This window comes from Syntrophales bacterium, from assembly GCA_023229765.1.
Taxonomy (GTDB): domain Bacteria; phylum Desulfobacterota; class Syntrophia; order Syntrophales; family UBA5619; genus DYTH01.
In genome coordinates, this window is the sequence record JALNYO010000014.1 from 29,681 (window position 1) to 46,381 (window position 16,701).

Consider the following 16,701-nt stretch of genomic DNA (forward strand, 5'->3'; position numbering starts at 1 on the left):
CACAGGTAAAATCCTTTGAACATATTTTATATACAGTAATGGATGCCCCATGAAGAAAACGATTCTTAATGATGATGTGCTGAACAAGATTCATGACCTGAAAAAAACGGACATTCTTGTCGGCATCCCCAGTTTCAACAATGCAGCGACTATCGGGCACGTTGTGCGCGCTGTTCAGGCTGGACTATCTAAATACTTTCCCGACCGCAAGGCCGTGATTGTCAATTCCGATGGCGGTTCAACAGACCAAACGGTGCAGACCGTCCAAGACGCTGCAATTGACGATTTTGAGTCAATACTTGTAACGCATCAAAAAGAACCGGCGCTGAAAATTACCACCCCGTATCACGGCATTCCCGGAAAAGGCAGCGCCTTCAGAACCATCTTCAGCGTGGCGGACCTGCTCCAGGCCAAGGCCTGCATTGTGGTCGATTCCGATCTCCGAAGCATTACCCCCGAATGGGTTGAACTGCTCGTCAAGCCCGTCTTGAGGGGCGATTTCGATTTTGTCGCCCCTTTATACCTCAGACATAAATATGACGGCACCATAACCAACAGCATTGTTTATCCCTTGACCAGGGCGCTCTACGGAAAGCAGGTGCGGCAGCCCATCGGAGGGGATTTTGGTTTCTCCGGGGAGCTTGCCTCATTCTATCTCGCTAAAGATGTCTGGGATACGGATGTGGCGAGATATGGGATCGACATATGGATGACGACAACCGCTATCGCTAACGATTACAGGATATGTCAATCATTCCTCGGCGCAAAGATTCACGACGCCAAGGATCCCGGCGCCGATTTGAGTGCGATGCTGTATCAGGTTGTAGGCGCCGCCTTTGACCTTATGGAAGATTATCCAAAAGAATGGGAAACTGTAACAGCCTCAAAACCGATTCCAACGTTTGGCTTCAGGTATGCCGTCGGTTTGGAGCCTGTTGCCGTGAATATTCAGAGAATGATTGAAAGATTCAGACTCGGAGTCAGGGAACTTATCGATATATGGGGGAAATTTCTTCCCCGCAAGGTAATTGTATATCTTTTGTGGGTAGCGGAACTTCCTGAAACAGAATTCTCTTTTTCTGACGAAGCCTGGGCCGGGATCATCTACAGCTTTGCCCTGGCGGCTCATACCCGGGTGATAAACCGTGAACATCTGCTCAAGGCGCTTACCCCTCTGTATATCGGCAGAACTGCTTCCTTTGTAAAAGAAACGATAGAAAGCGACGCGGCGCAGGTTGAAGAGAAGATCGAGGAATTGTGCCGGCTGTTTGAGAGCAAGAAACATATTCTCTGCGAAAACTGGCAGATATGAAAGGAGAAGCCGATGAACTTAATGGATAGGATAATTCTTGAACCAGCCGCAAAAAGCGTGGAGAGTATTCTGGTCTTTCTGCCCAATATTCTGACTTCGTTATTTATATTTTTAACAGGCCTTGTTATTTCGCTGGCTTTAAAATTTTGCTTGGAATGGCTTTTTAAAGCCGTCGGTCTCAACAGCTTTTCGAGACGTCTGGGATTCCAAGAATTGTTGAAGAAAGGCGGCGTTAAGGATGCCCTTTCTTTGCTGCTGGCAAAATTTTTCGGAGGCGTGATCTTTCTAATCTTTACCCTGCTTGCCATGAGAGCGCTGGAAGTCGATATCCTGGTTAGATTGGTGGAAAAATTCCTTTTCTATCTCCCTAATATTGTTATTGCCCTCCTGATACTACTGTCCGGCTGGCTGCTCGGCAATTTTCTGGGACGAACGGTTCTGATAGCGGCGGTGAACGCCGGGATAACATTTTCCCGTTTTGTGGCGGCTTTCGTAAAGTATATAATTGTAGCGCTGTCCGTTACAATGGCTCTGGAACATGTCGGCATCGGAAAGGAAACGGTAGAAATTACCTTTGCCGTCTTGTTTAGCGGTATGGTTTTAGCGCTCTCGTTAGCCTTTGGACTGGGAGGCAAAGACATAGCGAAGGAGTTCCTTGAAAAGAAACTCAAGGAAAACAAGGAACAGCAGGATGACGGCATCAATCATCTTTAGCTATGCCATGCTCGGAATGGCGGCGATCGGCAGTTAGTTCGTAAACCCGTGGCCCATTATTCCCCGGCATCATGGGCAATGACGTCCCGTGGCAAAAATTGTCCTCCTTGACGGCGCGAGCCTGCTGTGTTAAGCCCGTCCAAACTCTGAGGTCCGCAGCATAGAAGGGGTAATAATGAAAGAGCTGTCCCATCTCGACGAAAAAGGCCAGGCACGGATGGTTGACGTGACGGCCAAACCCGTTACGCATCGTCAGGCAACCGCCAGCGGAAGGGTGCTGATGCGTCCCGAAACGGCGGCGCTGATTCAGGAGGGAGGGATGCCGAAGGGGGATGTTTTCTCCACGGCGCGCATCGCCGGCATTATGGCGGCCAAAAAGACGCCGGAGCTGATACCGATGTGTCATCCCTTGGAAATGACGGCGATTGAGCTTTCTTTTTTGACTGATGTTTCCGCAGGGGAGATCGTGATCGAGGCGAAAGCCGGGATGATTGGCCGGACGGGTATCGAGATGGAGGTCATGACCGCTGTTGCGGTCGCGGCACTGACGATTTATGATATGTGCAAGGCAGTTGATCGGGAAATTATTTTGACCGACATCAAGCTGATCAGAAAGGAAGGCGGCAAGAGCGGGGTTTTTGTCAGACCTGAGGCAAAGGCATGAAAAAACTTGCTTTATTCCGCAGATTAGCATGAATCATGCATAATTATAAAATAAAAATGGGGTTGCGCTTCCCACTCGGGGTCGATGCCTTGTTACTGCTGTGTTTGGTGATGATATCGATCATTGTAGTGGGTTCTGCGGTTGAAAAGGTATTATTCACAGTTTTTTTTGTCGGGACGGCATATCTGTTTTGGGAATCACTGAGGCGGAGAGTGACCATTGACGAAAACGGCCTCTTCCTCCGCAGGCTTCTGAGCCAGAAAAAACTGCCCTGGGAAGCGATAACCCATGTGGGAGGCTTGACGATAAAAAACAAGTCTTATATCCTGCTCACAACTGTTGTCGGTTTCTACATAATTTCAAATTATTATGAAAGATTTACCCTTTTGGCGGAAGATCTCCTCGCTCATGTCGAAGCCGACAGGGTTGAAGACGCAGCGCGTTTTCTGATTGAAGAAAAACCGTTGGGGCTGGCCGGATCTGCGTTAGTCTGGGTGGCCGCTGTTTTACTGACGGGTATCATCGTGTTGAAGATGTACCCTTTTATTTTATGATTTAAGAACGCTTCCAGGCGGCGGGATGTCCTGCTATCCGGCAAGAGAGGGTGGTTGAGTATGGTTAGGGCAGCGAAAAGAAATGGAAACGGGTTGACGCCGCGTTCAACGCAAACAACTCCGAAAGATGTGGCGGAAAAGATTTTGGAAAAAAATCTTGATGATATAACCGCTATCTTGTGCCAGCCGGGGATAAATAAAAGCCGTATCTACGATGAGGTAATGGAGATGGTGGACCGGTCGCTGCTGCGCATTTCCCTGCGGCGGACAAATCAGGTCAAGAGCGCGGCGGCGTCCTATCTCGGGATAAATCGCAACACGCTTCAGAAGAAGCTAATTAAGCTGCAACTTGGCGACGAAGGGGAATGAATTTACCGATTTCCGGGATACTATTGCGGCTATGCAGGCAAGGAGTTGCGGCGGAAATGAAATCGCGGCACACGGCACGGACTTCCAGTAGCGGGTTTCTCTTATGGACATGAAAATACCGGAAACCGTTATGAGACTGCGGAAAAAGGGGGTCAGCATGCCGAATCCCTGCTCGGTGGAAATCGGCGCAGAGGTGGACCCGGAACGTATTGCCGCAAATGGCGTTGTGCTCTTCGGCGGAACAAGAATAACCGGCAAAAAGACGTTGATCATGGCGGGCGTGAAACTGGGCGAAGAGGCGCCGGTCGTTCTTGATAATTGCCGCTTGGGAGAAAATGTCGAACTAAAGGGGGGATTTTTTGCCGATTCTGTCTTTCTGGAGCGGGTAAGTATGGCTTCTGGCGCGCATGTTCGCGCCGGCTGCCTGCTTGAAGAAGAGGCTAAAACGGGACACACGGTGGGGCTCAAACAGACAATCCTCTTTCCCTTTGTCACCCTTGGGAGTCTGATAAATTTCTGCGATGTCTTGATGGCCGGGGGAACCAGCCGCAAAAATCATAGCGAAGTGGGAAGTTCATATATTCATTTTAATTATACGCCCAACCAGGACAAGGCTACCGCCTCGCTTTTGGGAGACGTGCCCCGGGGGGTTATGCTGAAGGAGGCGCCGCTTTTTCTGGGCGGGCAGGGGGGGCTGATCGGGCCGGCCAGGATCGGCTTCGGAACGATAATTGCCGCAGGCGAGGTATGGAGCGGGGATTGTCCCGAGGGCGGGAAATTGCTCCGCAGCGGGAGAAAACCGGCTATTGAAAAGGGATTTCATACTGGACTTTACGGCGATATCAAAAGGCGGGTAATCAACAATATCATCTACTATGCGAATCTGCTGGCGTTGAGGCAGTGGTACATCCATGTTCGCGCCCTGTTTTTCAGGGATGCGGAATATGGAGACGCCCTGCTCGAGGGGGCTTTGGAGGTTATAGACGCGGCGGCATCCGAAAGGCTCTTGCGTTTCCGGACCCTGGCCGAAAATATGGACAGTTCGATTGCGCTGGGACAAAAACTTTTGCCGGAGCATGTTCGTGAAAAAATTCTCTGCCGACAGGGCGAATTTCGCGATCGCTGGGGAGAACTGGAGAAAAGCATTGCCGGGCACAGGGAGGAGAGTACTGGGAAAAGCATTCGTGAGCAATTTCTCGCCTCATTTTTCGATGCCAAAAATGGTGCAGCCAAAGACTATTTGGGAGTCATAGCGGCTCTTGACAAGGAAGTTTCCTCAAGGGGCGCCAAGTGGATGCAGTGTGCAGTAGATGACGTTGTCGAAAGGGCGCTTTCGATAATACCCTCTTTTCGCGAATGACGGCGCTGAAGCTCTCTGATTGCCGAGCGCCAGCCGTTGTTTTTTCATATTGTCGAAGGGACAATTACGTGATGACATTAAAGAAGTTTTTAAAAAACAGCTTCTCTTTCCTGAGGGAATGTCGGATTGTGGTAGGTCATAATCCGCTGCGTATCGGGACGCCAACCTTGATCATCTTTCCTTTTCTTCCCAACACCTTGTGCTGCGGTTTCGCGGGGATACTGACCCTGCACCGCGCGCCTGCCGTTTCAAACGGAAATAGCGTCAACGGCGATGCGCGCCAAGGCAGCAAACTCGTCGAGATGTTTACCTGCCTGTCGGAAAATGATCTGAATGCCGTTTTTTTCGGCGGAATCGCTCCGGCTTCCTATCTGGGCGGCAAGGACGCTCAAACTCAAATGGAGCGGGAGCTGCTCTATTTGAAAGGAGAAAATGGCCGGCAAGCGCTTTTTTATGATCCTGCCGCGGTGGAGCGTATGCGCAGGCTTTGCGGGACAATGCAGGAATTTCTTGCCAGAGAGGAGAGAAAACTTGAAGAACAAGCCGGACGGATTTCTACCTCCGATCTGGAGGAAATAAATCGGGGTTTGATCATGCTTCGGGATTTACTTTGGGCGTTGGAGAAGGATGTTATTGATAACGTTAACAAGATTTGCGCTGTTGCCGGTATTGAGGATCCCATTTTGCTGCCGCCGGCTGCCCTTTACAAATACCGGAAACTCAACTTTCTGTTGAACAGTCTCGATCGACTGGAAGTCCGCGGACGAGATTCGGCGGGGGTGCAGATATCGTTTGTCCCTGAAAATAACGCTGATCTGAACGGGATTATGGACGTTATCCGTACCAAGGGATTATCAGCGGAATGGGAAAAACGCACCGCTGCCGGGGATGCAGTCGATGGATCGATTTGCCTTACCCCCCCGGCTGGTGCGGGTAAGGCAACCGCCGTTTCTTTTACCTATAAAACTGCGGAGATCATCGGCGAGCTGGGCAGGAATGTCCGGGAACTGAGAAAGAGGATTGCCGGGGATGCCCTTTTTCATCTTTTTGCCGGCATCCCGGCGGCTTTTGAAACGGCGTTTACCCATACCCGCTGGGCTTCCGTTGGTTCTATCACCGAAGAAAACTGCCATCCAATCGGAAACTTCACCTTGCCGGTAAATGGCGCGGCCACGGTGAAAGAACAGGATTTCCCCTTTTACGGCAAAGGATTATGGACGATCAATGTCGTCCTCAACGGCGACATCGATAACTATCAGCAGCTCCGGGAATCCTTCTCGGCACAGGGGGGAGCGATCGCCCCGGAATTGACCACGGATACCAAGATCATTCCGCTGCGAATTGAGCACTACCTGCGCGGCGGATACGATCTGGCAGAGGCTTTCCGGCTCGCAGTCAGGGATTTTGAGGGCTCGCATGCCATTGCCCTGGTAAGCAGTCTGGAACCGGGCAAGGTTTTTCTGGCGCTTAAGGGGAGCGGCCAATCAATTTATGTCGGAATCGCCCCCGATCGATATCTGTTTTCCTCGGAACTCTACGGTCTGGTCGAGGAGACCCCTTTTTTCATAAAAATGGACGGGGAAAAAGTACCTCCCGGCGGCAATGAAAAGGGAAGGGGGCAGATCTTTATTCTCGATCAGGATACCCCTGGAGGGGCGGAAGGTGTAACAGCCTTTTTCTATGATAAAACACCTATCAGGCTCAAAGAAGAGGATATCCGGCGGGCGGAGATCACAACCCGTGATATCGATCGTGGCCGCCACCCCCATTATTTTTTGAAGGAAATTGGTGAATCCGCCCACTCCGTCCGTAAAACACTCCTTGGCAAATACCTGATCGAAAAGGGAAAACGGGGAGAAACGGCAGTTTTCAGTCTGGGAGATGATGTCATTCCCGAAGAAATACGGGAGGGGTTGCTGTCCGGGAAGATCAACATTATATACGTGATTGGCCACGGAACGGCTGCAGTTGCCGGAAGCGCCATAGCCGATGCGCTGGCACGCCATCTGCAGGGAAGCGGAATCACCGTGCAGGCCATGCTTGCCTCCGAGCTCAGCGGTTTCAGCCTCAAACAGGACCTCCATGATACGCTGGTTATTCCGATCACCCAGTCAGGAACGACAACCGATACCAACCGCGCCGTGGCGATGGCCAGGGAACGCGGCGCTAAAATAGTCGCGATCGTCAATCGCCGGCAATCCGATATCACCATGAAGGCGGACGGGGTTTTTTATACCTCCGACGGCCGGGACATCGAGATGGCCGTCGCCTCCACGAAGGCGTTTTATTCGCAGATCATTGCCGGCAACATCCTTGCGCTCGCCATTGCCGCTTTGGTTTCTTCTATTTCCGGCGAGCAGGCGGCAACGGAACTCCGCACGCTGGAGACGGCGCCGGGGTTAATGGGAAATGTGCTGGGCCAGCGGGAGAATATTCGCAAGGCCGTCGAAAAGACGATAAATCATAAAAGATATTGGGCGATTGTCGGAAGCGGACCGAACAAGGCCGCCGCCGATGAAATAAGGATCAAGCTGAGCGAGCTGTGCTACCTGACAATCTCCTCCGATGTCGTTGAAAACAAGAAACACATCGACCTTTCCGCCGAACCGCTGATCATCGTCTGCGCCGCCGGGAGTCCCGAGAGTGTCATCGGCGACATTGCCAAGGACGTGGCGATTTTCAAGGCCCACAAGTCATCAGTCGTAGTCTTCGCCGAAGAGGGGGAAAAACGCTTCGACGCCATTGCCGATGCGGTGATCCCGCTTCCCCGCGCACCCCTGCCGCTCCCAGTAATTCTGAACACCCTCGCCGGCCACCTTTTCGGCTATTATGCCGCGTGCAGCATTGACGAAGACGCCCTGTTTCTCCGGGCGTTTAAAAGCCGGCTTAATACGGTCATGGTTGACCAGGTAAAAAGAAAACTTTCCGCGTATGAAGGTTTTACCGACGAAGGGCTGCGAGGTCTTGTCAATAATTTTACCGCTGAATTTCTGAAAAAGAAACAACTGGGGCGTTTTTCCCAGACTGGGGTGGGGACAATCTCCGATTTGGCGCTGCTGCTGAAATACGCGGGGGGAAAGCTGCCGCTCGATGATTTTCGCCACGATTTTCCCGAGAGCGAATTGTTGTCCCCGGTCGATCTGCTGGATGTGACGCTGGGTAATGCCGTTGATGAACTTTCCCGCCCGATTGACGCGATCCGCCATCAGGCAAAGACAGTTACCGTAGGAACAAGCAGAAAAGAGACCCTGCCGGAAGGACCCGTCTCCGCTCTGCTCAGTCAGCTTTCATTCGGCGTTCAATCACTGCTCAGCACGAATATTTTGCTGCTGGAGAGAATACAGGGGGCGGTTTCTTCAGTTACAGGTTATACGCTTTACGCCATTGACAAATTAGACAAAGCAGGAAAACCCGGTGATGAGACGACCATCATGATTGTGAAGCGGGGAGGGGTGTCACTGCAGATGGAATCGCGGGTTGAGAAAACCAGCGCCCTGGTCGGAACCAAAAAGGGAATTGTGGCCCTGCAAAGGATCTATGCGGGGCTGGGCAGGACGGATGGAGCCCCGCTTGTTATTGTCCCACTGCTTGGCAATAATGAACGGGCCGAAAATCTGTTGTTGCTGCATGTAATCTTCAACGAGAACCTCTCCGTAAAAGAAAGGCTTAAAATCATCGGCAAAAGGGTAAATAAACTCAGGGATTTGATTCAGGAGTGCAATCTTTCCTGGAATGACAATCTCCTTGCTGACATCCCCGTCGGGTTTCTGCTTGGCGAATCAGCGGAGACAATAGTCGGGTGGATCACGAAAAATTCAAACGTTTGCAGGAAGGGAAAGGAAATTCATGAGAACTAAATTTATTTTCGTTACCGGAGGCGTTCTCTCCTCCCTCGGCAAGGGCTTGGCGGCGGCCTCCATTGCGGCTATTCTCGAGTGCAGGGGACTGCGGGTCACCAATCAGAAACTCGACCCGTACATAAATGTCGATCCGGGCACCATGAGTCCGTTTCAGCATGGAGAGGTGTTCGTGACCGACGATGGCGCCGAAACCGACTTGGATCTCGGTCATTACGAACGATTTACCGGCACCACGATGGGAAAGGCGAATAACCTGACGACGGGTCAGGTCTATTTTTCCGTCATCACCAAGGAGCGGCGGGGAGACTATCTTGGCAAAACCGTTCAGGTAATTCCCCATATCACCAATGAAATAAAAGACTTCATCAAGAAAACCGCCGAAGGGCATGATGTGGCGATTGTTGAGATCGGCGGGACGGTTGGCGATATCGAAAGTCTTCCCTTTCTCGAGGCGATTCGCCAGTTTCGCAATGAAGTCGGCAGGGAAAATGCGATCTTTATCCACCTGACCTGGGTGCCGTTCATCAAAACCGCCGGCGAGGTAAAGACCAAGCCGACGCAGCATAGCGTCAAGGCCCTGCGGGAGATCGGCATCCAGCCGGACATCCTGCTGTGCCGGACGGAGAATTTCCTCTCCGACGACATCAAAACCAAGATCGCCCTCTTCTGCAATGTCGAGGTGGCGGCAGTCTTCACGGCCAAGGATGTGGAGTGCATCTACGAGTGTCCCTTGATTTTTCACCGGGAGGGACTGGATCGGAAGATTACCGATCTGCTGAATATCTGGGCCGGCCAACCTCGTCTTGAAAAATGGGAGAACGTAGTGGCCCGGTTTCTCCATCCCCAGTGGGAAGTGACGATCGGCATTGTCGGCAAATATGTCAACCTGACGGACTCCTACAAGAGTCTCAACGAGGCTCTGGCCCACGGAGGGATCGCCAACGACTGCCGGGTGAAGCTCCGTTTCGTCGATTCAGAAAAGCTGGAAAATGAGGGCGTTGGGAATGTCTTCGATGGTTTGGACGGGATCCTCGTCCCCGGCGGTTTTGGCAACCGGGGGATCGAAGGGATGATCCTGGCAATCGAGCATGCCAGAAAAAACGGCATCCCTTTTTTCGGCATCTGCCTCGGCATGCAGATGGCGGTTGTGGAATACGCCAGAAACGTCTGCGGTATGGCCAAAGCTAACAGCTCGGAATTTGACGCCGAAACCGCGTACCCGGTGATCGATCTTTTACCGGAGCAAAAACAGATAACGGAAAAAGGAGCGTCAATGCGCCTCGGGGCGTATCCCTGCGTAGTTTATGAGGAATCAGCAGCAGGCGCGGCTTATGGAGCAAAAGAGATTAGCGAACGCCATCGCCACCGGTATGAATTCAACGCCTCCTTCAAGGAGAAGCTTCTGGCAAAGGGACTTGCCATTACCGGCGTTTCCCCCGACGGCAGGCTCGCCGAGATCGTCGAGATTCCTGGACATCCGTGGTTTTTAGGCTGTCAGTTTCATCCCGAGTTCAAATCCCGACCGACGAATCCTCACCCGCTTTTCCGGGAGTTTATCAAGGCGGCGCTGAAGAAAAAGAAATAGTAACTACTCAGATACCTCAATATTTTAGATTTTGTTTCAGGCAGTGCGGCCGGTTATTACAGCGAAAAGAAGCGGTTCGCCAACCTCCATACCGGTTTTAAAGGGGCTATGCCTTTCCATTCCGATTTTGCAGGTTCACAGGTAGATAAGGAACGGGGACTTTCCCCCGCCATTGACGTCAGTTTCGGCCGTTTTCTCGAAAAAATTGACGGGGGCGATAATCCTTTGCTCTTTGCTGCGGCCGCCCTTGTCAGTCGCAGCGTCAGGGAGGGCAATGTCTGCCTTGATCTAACCGCTGTCTCTCAATCTTCTCTTCAGCAGGATTTAGGCGCGCTAACAATCAGTTTGCAGAGCTGGCCGGATGAGCTGCGAAAATGTTCTGTAGTCGGGCGTCCCGGTGAGGTAAAACCTCTCATTATTGACGAAGCGGCACGCCTTTACCTTTACCGTTATTGGGATTACGAACAGCGGATAGCTTCCTTCCTGATAAAAAAAGGACTGGAAAAATCACCCCTTCAAACATCTATCAGCCAAAACGAACAGGAAAGAAAAATACTCCGGCAAAGGCTTGACGTCCTTTTCCCTGACGTCAATTCTCCTCGCTGTCCTTCGGCTGGCAACGGACAAAAAATTACAGTTAATTGGCAGAAGGTTGCGGCGCTTTGTGTGCTGCTCAACAATCTGACCGTGATAACCGGCGGTCCGGGCACCGGCAAGACGGCGACAATCGCCCGGGCGATTATTCTTCTTCTCGAATTTGCACAGGGGAAATTGCCACGGATTGCCGTTGCCGCTCCCACCGGAAAGGCCGCCCTGCGCCTGCAGGAGGCGATCCTGGCGGTTGCGGCTGACGTTTTGGGCGACGAGGGGCAAATAAGGGAGGGCTTGCCCGGGCGGGCGATGACAATCCATCGACTTATTGGCAGCACCCCCCATTCATCCAATTTTCACTGGAACAGCAGCAATCCTTTGCCTTATGACATTGTAATCATTGATGAAGCATCGCTGATTGACCTTCCGCTCATGGCAAAACTGATCAGCGCCTTGCCGGTTCATGCCCGGCTGATACTGCTTGGAGACCGGGAACAGCTTGCCTCTGTTGAGGCCGGGGCGGTTCTCGGCGACATTTGCGGATATCGGGCGCTCAATGATTTTTCCGATGATTTTATCTCGATTCTCTCTTCGCTGACGGAAACTGCCAGCGCGGAATCGCCTTCTTTAGCACCGCCACCGTCGCCGCTCCGGAATTCCCTGGTTGAACTCCAGCGTAATTACCGGTTTTCCGATGACAGTGGAATTTCCGCCCTGAGTCGCGCCATAAAGAATGGGGACGGCGCCGCGGCACTTTGCATCCTGCAAGATATTGGCGATGCTTCCTGTTGCTGGTCGCGCATTCCCCCTCCCTCGGAAATGCCGCGATTGCTCCAAGACATAATAATTAACTTTAATGAATATTTTGAACATATTGATAATAAAAGCAAATATGATGTGATATTAAATGTTTTTGATCGTTTCCGAATACTCTGCGCGCTGCGCCGCGGCCCTTATGGCGCCCTTGAGGTCAATCGCCTCTGTGAGCAGATGATTTTACGGAAGAGGGGTGTTTCCGGCCAGGAAATCTTTTATTCGGGACGTCCGGTAATGGTTACGAAAAACGATTACGGGATGAAGCTCTTCAATGGCGACATAGGTTTTATCCTTCCGGACCTGGAGGCAGATAGCGGCTTGAAGGCGTTTTTCCAGAGCAATGACGAAGGAAAGCTGCGAAGTTTTTCCCCGCTTCGTCTGCCGCCGCACGAAACGGCTTATGCGATGACGGTTCACAAAAGCCAGGGATCGGAATTCGATAATTTGCTGCTGATTCTGCCTGATCAAGACGCGTCAGTACTGACCCGCGAATTGCTCTACACCGCTGTAACAAGATCAAGAAAAACCATTGCAATAAGTGGGAATGAGGATATTTTCCTCAAGGCTGTCACGCGTCGCATAAGACGCTCCTCCGGCTTGCGCGACCAACTTCTCCTTGGTTAATCTTTCTTTAGTCTCGCGTGATTCTCCCAATTCTCCGGTCAGAGGGCAGGATTTCTGCAGATCGTCCATTATCAACCAAACCATTATCAATTAAACTTGACAATTAGAGGTTAATCCATTAGCTTCCTCACATTACCGAGACGGGAGGATTAAGATGATAGGTGTGCTGATCGCCACCCACGGAAACTTGGGGAGTGAACTTATCAAAGCGGCGGAAATGATTCACGGCAGCATGAAATTAGTCGCCCATGTCGCCGTTGATCAGGACAAGGGTGTCGAAGAGATAAAAAAGGAAATCAGCGCCGGGATCAAAAAGCTTGATCAGGGGAAGGGGGTTCTTATCCTCACCGATCTGTTCGGCGGCACGCCTTCCAATCTCTCTCTGTCGTTTCTGAAGGCGGGAAAGGTTGAGGTGGTAACCGGCGTTAATCTCCCGATGCTCCTTAAACTCAACGAAGTTCAGGAAGGTACGACGCTTGAAGAATTTGCCCATTCCCTCAAGGAGTACGGAATAAAGAATATTTCCCTGGCGAGTGAAATCCTCGGCAAAAAGTTTTCCGGATAGCGAAACTTGCATTATTCTCTGGACATAGCCCTGGTCAGGGTGGATAATCGTCTGGTTCATGGTCAGATCCTGGAAGCCTGGATTCCCTATATCAAGGCGGACTGCATTGTTGTAGTTGATGACTTGACCGCCTCCGATATGTTCCGGGAAACGGTTATCCGGATGGCAGTTCCCAGGGAAGTAGCCGTAATAATATGCAATGTGGAAGATTTTGTGAAGACAACTCCCTTCCAAACGGGCAGCGGCCATAAAACCATTGTCCTGTTTGGCGCAGTCGCCCCGGCCCGCAAGGCCTTCGAACTGGGGTTCCGGTTCAATAAACTTAATATAGGGAATATTTATAACGACTCCTACACCATCTGCTGCACCCCCTCGGTGCTTCTCAGCGAGAATGACATTCACGACATAACGTTTCTTCGTGATGCCGGTGTCCGAATAGAGCTGCGGCGCGTTCCCCGGGAAAAGCCGCTTGATTTTTTTGACGTCGTCCGCAGTATCAAAACCTGAAAAACAACAACGGCGTTGCACAAGCGCAGACTATCCGATTTTTTTAACTGATGAAGCGGTTTAAATGATTGCGAATGTTTTTATTACAGCGATAGTGGGCGGTTTTCTCTGTCTGGATCGAGTTTTCCTGCTGCTTATGATCTCGCGCCCGATAATCGCTGCGCCGGTAATCGGCTTTATTCTGGGAGATCCATATACGGGGCTCGTCGCCGGCGCCTTTACCGAGCTTTTCTGGATAGACCGGCTGCCGATAGGGATGTATATCCCCCCCAACGACACGATAACAGCGATCCTGATTGCCGCATCGTCAATTGAAGCGGCCCGGATTCTGGGCTCTATGCCCCACGGACTGCTTGCCCTTACCGTTCTTGCTTATGTGCCATTTGGCCATGTTGCGCAAAAAATGGATCTCTGGATAGTTAAAGGAAATGAAAAACTGGCGGGCGACGTCCGGAAAGACGTCCTTAACGGGGATGTCAAGTCCCTTTCCCGCAAGCATCTCTTTGCACTGCTCAAGACATGGGCTTTTTCCGCCGGGTTCATATTGCTTGCCCTCTTGGTCGGAATACCGCTGCTTGCATTTTTATATCCATCCTTGCCGGGCTGGACGATCCGGGGGCTTGGTCTTCTCTATCCGCTGCTGCCGCTAATCGGTACCGCCGTCGCAATTAACTCCGTCCATGTTCGCGGTGTTTTCCCCATTTTTTGCGGTGTTTTTCTTTTTGCCGGCATTGTATTTTACTATCTTAAGGGAATTATCTGAGGTATGGCAGTAGAGTCCATTGAAATAGACGGCTGTCTGGCAAAAGATATTGACGAAATAATGGCCATCGAAAGGGATTCTTTCTCCAGTCCGTGGTCAGAGTTACTTTTTCGCGAGGAATTGGTGAACCCTGTTTCCCGAATTCTTGTTGCCAGGCTTGGATGCGAAGGCGCAAGAAACATTGTCGGTTATATTGTTTACTGGCTGGTGGCTGATGAATTGCATCTGCAGAAGATAGCGATCCGCCGGGATATGCGGCGGCAGGGATTTGCTTCCCGTTTGTTCCGGGAGGCGATAAAGTCTTCATCAGCGGCAAATACGCAGCGGGCAACCCTTGAGGTGCGCGCTTCAAACCTTCCGGCCCTTAAACTATACGACAAGTTTGGCTTTTCGGTAAAAGGGGTCAGACCCCGATATTACGATGATACTAAAGAAGACGCGTTGATAATGTGGGCTGATCTGCAAGATTAGATGCAGGGAGCGTAAGCGAAGCGTAACGCACGATAATAAAAGGGTTTTTTAGATATTTTCGGCAATACAGACGGTATTTTGCAGTTGAATTAAGGCTATAAGTAATAATAATGAACGAAAATGCAAAAAATATCACAATCAGCGCGGGACAGATAATCGGTAATTGCGACGTTGCCCCCGGCCATTTCCTGCTTTCAATTAAACTGCCGGGCTCTTTCCCGGCGCCGGTTCCCGGGCAGTTCGTCATGCTGCGCAACCTTGAAAATGGCGAAACCCTGCTGTCCCGCCCGTTCAGCGTTTATGGATTCCGAACTGAGGACGGGCAGACGATTCTTGAGCTTTTATGCCGCGTTGCCGGCCGAGGCACACAGTTGCTGTCGCGCCTTGGCGCCGGAGGGAGGGTCGAAGTTATGGGCCCCCTCGGACATGGCTTTACAGTTGACCCTGCCGTCAAAAGAATAATCCTTCTTGCCGGCGGGGTTGGCGCCGCGCCTCTCTCCTTTTTCCTGCAGGAACATGTTCTGACAAAGTCTCCCCTGCCGGTGACTGCCTTTTTGGGCGCGAAAACATCAGAGATTGTAACCGCCCTGCAAGCACGTTTTACCGGTTTAAGCGTTCTACGCTTGGCTACCGACGACGGAAGCGCTGGATATCATGGAGCTGTGACGGACATTCTCGGCGAAGAGCTGCAAGCGTGGGATAATGAAAGCACGCAAATCCTTGCCTGTGGGCCGACGGCGATGACAAGGGCGCTTGCCCGTCTTCTTGGGGATAACTCGATACGCTGCCAGGTTTCCCTTGAAGAGAGGATGGCCTGCGGTGTAGGCGCCTGCATAGGATGTGTCGTCGCAACGAAAGACGCTCACGGGGAGATGATCTACAAAAGGGTCTGCAAGGACGGGCCTGTTTTCGATATCCGGAAACTCGTATGGAAACACCCCTTTTAATGGTTAACACTATGAAATTAATCGCGGGAACTTGACTGATGACGGACAACAAAATTGACAGTAGGCGGGTAAAACTGGGAGTGAATATCGGCAGGCTCTTCTTGAAGAATCCGGTTATGACCGCTTCGGGAACATTTGGATACGGTGAGGAATATTCACCTTTTTTTGATCTGAGCCGACTGGGAGCGGTTGTGGTAAAGGGGCTTTCCCTGCGGCCAAGAGCAGGAAACCCGCCTCCCCGGATAATCGAAACCCCGTCCGGGATGCTCAACGCGATCGGCTTGCAGAATGTCGGTGTCGAGGCGTTTATCGCGGAAAAACTTCCCTTCCTGCGGCAATTTGATGTTGCGGTGATCGCCAATATTTTTGGGGAAACAGTTGAAGAATTCCCGCTCCTTACGGGAATTCTTTCCTCTGTTGAAGGCGTGCATGCAATTGAGGTTAACATATCCTGCCCGAACGTTAAAAAAGGCGGAGCGATTTTTGGCACTGATCCTGCTGTCGCCGCGATGGTGACTAAAATGGTCCGAAGGGAAACAGATCTTCCGGTTATAGTCAAACTGACCCCGAATGTGACCGACATCACGGAAATTGCAAGAGCGGTCGAGGATGCGGGCGCGGACGCCGTTTCCCTGATCAACACCTTGACGGGGATGTCTGTGGATATTGAAGCCAGACGTCCCCATCTGGCGAATATCACCGGTGGCCTCTCCGGACCGGCTCTGAAGCCGGTGGCTTTGCGGATGGTTTGGCAGGTTGTTCGCGCTGTCAAGATTCCGGTTATCGGCATCGGAGGAATAATGACCGCCTCTGATGCCCTGGAATTTCTGATCGCGGGGGCTCAGGCAGTTCAAATCGGCACGGCCAATTTTATCAACCCCGTGGCGACGATGGATGTATTAAACGGCATCGAGGACTATCTTATTAGACATAATATTGAAGATATTAGCGAAGTTATTGGTTCTCTGCGTGCTTGACAGAGAACAGCGTACTCATAGA

The 16,701-nt window shown here is 51.5% G+C and carries 15 protein-coding genes; all 15 read left to right on the top strand.

Features of this window, described 5'->3' with window-relative positions; all coding sequences use genetic code 11:
• Window positions 1–49 precede the first annotated feature (49 nt).
• The 15 genes from M0P74_09255 (at window position 50) to M0P74_09325 (ending at window position 16,679) form a co-directional block, all read left to right on the top strand.
• Complete coding sequence (locus tag M0P74_09255; GenBank protein MCK9363766.1) at window positions 50–1,312, top strand: glycosyltransferase; 1,263 nt, start codon at window positions 50–52, stop codon at window positions 1,310–1,312.
• Window positions 1,313–1,324: 12 nt separating this feature from the next.
• Window positions 1,325–2,026, top strand: a complete 702-nt coding sequence (locus M0P74_09260) for a hypothetical protein (GenBank protein ID MCK9363767.1) — start codon at window positions 1,325–1,327, stop codon at window positions 2,024–2,026.
• Between the two features lie 175 nt (window positions 2,027–2,201).
• On the top strand, window positions 2,202–2,690 hold the full coding sequence (gene moaC / locus M0P74_09265) for a cyclic pyranopterin monophosphate synthase MoaC (protein ID MCK9363768.1): 489 nt from the start codon (window positions 2,202–2,204) through the stop codon (window positions 2,688–2,690).
• A 35-nt stretch (window positions 2,691–2,725) separates the two neighbouring features.
• The gene (locus M0P74_09270; GenBank protein MCK9363769.1) at window positions 2,726–3,244 is read left to right on the top strand and encodes a PH domain-containing protein; all 519 of its coding nucleotides are present in this window, start codon (window positions 2,726–2,728) and stop codon (window positions 3,242–3,244) included.
• Between the two features lie 60 nt (window positions 3,245–3,304).
• The gene (locus M0P74_09275) at window positions 3,305–3,613 is read left to right on the top strand and encodes a hypothetical protein (GenBank protein MCK9363770.1); all 309 of its coding nucleotides are present in this window, start codon (window positions 3,305–3,307) and stop codon (window positions 3,611–3,613) included.
• A 103-nt stretch (window positions 3,614–3,716) separates the two neighbouring features.
• Window positions 3,717–4,973, top strand: coding sequence for a UDP-N-acetylglucosamine pyrophosphorylase (locus M0P74_09280; GenBank protein MCK9363771.1), 1,257 nt, complete (start codon window positions 3,717–3,719; stop codon window positions 4,971–4,973).
• Between the two features lie 71 nt (window positions 4,974–5,044).
• A complete protein-coding gene (locus tag M0P74_09285; protein ID MCK9363772.1) occupies window positions 5,045–8,830 on the top strand; it encodes an SIS domain-containing protein in 3,786 nt (1,261 codons plus the stop codon).
• On the top strand, window positions 8,820–10,418 hold the full coding sequence (locus M0P74_09290; protein ID MCK9363773.1) for a CTP synthase: 1,599 nt from the start codon (window positions 8,820–8,822) through the stop codon (window positions 10,416–10,418). Before M0P74_09285 ends, M0P74_09290 begins: the two co-directional genes overlap by 11 nt.
• Window positions 10,419–10,526: 108 nt before the next feature.
• Complete coding sequence (gene recD / locus M0P74_09295; protein MCK9363774.1) at window positions 10,527–12,449, top strand: exodeoxyribonuclease V subunit alpha; 1,923 nt, start codon at window positions 10,527–10,529, stop codon at window positions 12,447–12,449.
• A gap of 154 nt (window positions 12,450–12,603) precedes the next feature.
• Window positions 12,604–13,014, top strand: a complete 411-nt coding sequence (locus tag M0P74_09300) for a PTS sugar transporter subunit IIA (GenBank protein MCK9363775.1) — start codon at window positions 12,604–12,606, stop codon at window positions 13,012–13,014.
• A gap of 6 nt (window positions 13,015–13,020) precedes the next feature.
• A complete protein-coding gene (locus M0P74_09305) occupies window positions 13,021–13,521 on the top strand; it encodes a PTS sugar transporter subunit IIB (protein ID MCK9363776.1) in 501 nt (166 codons plus the stop codon).
• A 64-nt stretch (window positions 13,522–13,585) separates the two neighbouring features.
• Window positions 13,586–14,284 carry a PTS sugar transporter subunit IIC gene (locus M0P74_09310; GenBank protein ID MCK9363777.1) on the top strand — a complete coding sequence of 233 codons (699 nt, stop codon included), beginning with the start codon at window positions 13,586–13,588 and terminating at the stop codon, window positions 14,282–14,284.
• 3 nt (window positions 14,285–14,287) lie between these two features.
• The gene (gene rimI, locus M0P74_09315) at window positions 14,288–14,755 is read left to right on the top strand and encodes a ribosomal protein S18-alanine N-acetyltransferase (GenBank protein MCK9363778.1); all 468 of its coding nucleotides are present in this window, start codon (window positions 14,288–14,290) and stop codon (window positions 14,753–14,755) included.
• Window positions 14,756–14,865: 110 nt separating this feature from the next.
• Window positions 14,866–15,702 (top strand): dihydroorotate dehydrogenase electron transfer subunit, encoded by an 837-nt coding sequence (locus M0P74_09320; protein MCK9363779.1) that lies wholly within the window; start codon window positions 14,866–14,868, stop codon window positions 15,700–15,702.
• Between the two features lie 38 nt (window positions 15,703–15,740).
• On the top strand, window positions 15,741–16,679 hold the full coding sequence (locus M0P74_09325) for a dihydroorotate dehydrogenase (protein MCK9363780.1): 939 nt from the start codon (window positions 15,741–15,743) through the stop codon (window positions 16,677–16,679).
• Window positions 16,680–16,701: the final 22 nt, after the last annotated feature.

Bases quoted from the DNA above. Each gene is read 5' to 3' on its own strand.
- recD (MCK9363774.1), top strand. From the start codon at position 10,527: ATGCCTTTCCATTCCGATTTTGCAGGTTCACAGGTAGATAAGGAACGG.
- M0P74_09280 (MCK9363771.1), top strand. From the start codon at position 3,717: ATGGACATGAAAATACCGGAAACCGTTATGAGACTGCGGAAAAAGGGG.
- M0P74_09300 (MCK9363775.1), top strand. From the start codon at position 12,604: ATGATAGGTGTGCTGATCGCCACCCACGGAAACTTGGGGAGTGAACTT.
- M0P74_09275 (MCK9363770.1), top strand. From the start codon at position 3,305: ATGGTTAGGGCAGCGAAAAGAAATGGAAACGGGTTGACGCCGCGTTCA.
- M0P74_09285 (MCK9363772.1), top strand. From the start codon at position 5,045: ATGACATTAAAGAAGTTTTTAAAAAACAGCTTCTCTTTCCTGAGGGAA.
- moaC (MCK9363768.1), top strand. From the start codon at position 2,202: ATGAAAGAGCTGTCCCATCTCGACGAAAAAGGCCAGGCACGGATGGTT.
- M0P74_09260 (MCK9363767.1), top strand. From the start codon at position 1,325: ATGAACTTAATGGATAGGATAATTCTTGAACCAGCCGCAAAAAGCGTG.
- M0P74_09255 (MCK9363766.1), top strand. From the start codon at position 50: ATGAAGAAAACGATTCTTAATGATGATGTGCTGAACAAGATTCATGAC.
- M0P74_09310 (MCK9363777.1), top strand. From the start codon at position 13,586: ATGATTGCGAATGTTTTTATTACAGCGATAGTGGGCGGTTTTCTCTGT.
- M0P74_09320 (MCK9363779.1), top strand. From the start codon at position 14,866: ATGAACGAAAATGCAAAAAATATCACAATCAGCGCGGGACAGATAATC.
- rimI (MCK9363778.1), top strand. From the start codon at position 14,288: ATGGCAGTAGAGTCCATTGAAATAGACGGCTGTCTGGCAAAAGATATT.
- M0P74_09325 (MCK9363780.1), top strand. From the start codon at position 15,741: ATGACGGACAACAAAATTGACAGTAGGCGGGTAAAACTGGGAGTGAAT.
- M0P74_09270 (MCK9363769.1), top strand. From the start codon at position 2,726: ATGCATAATTATAAAATAAAAATGGGGTTGCGCTTCCCACTCGGGGTC.
- M0P74_09290 (MCK9363773.1), top strand. From the start codon at position 8,820: ATGAGAACTAAATTTATTTTCGTTACCGGAGGCGTTCTCTCCTCCCTC.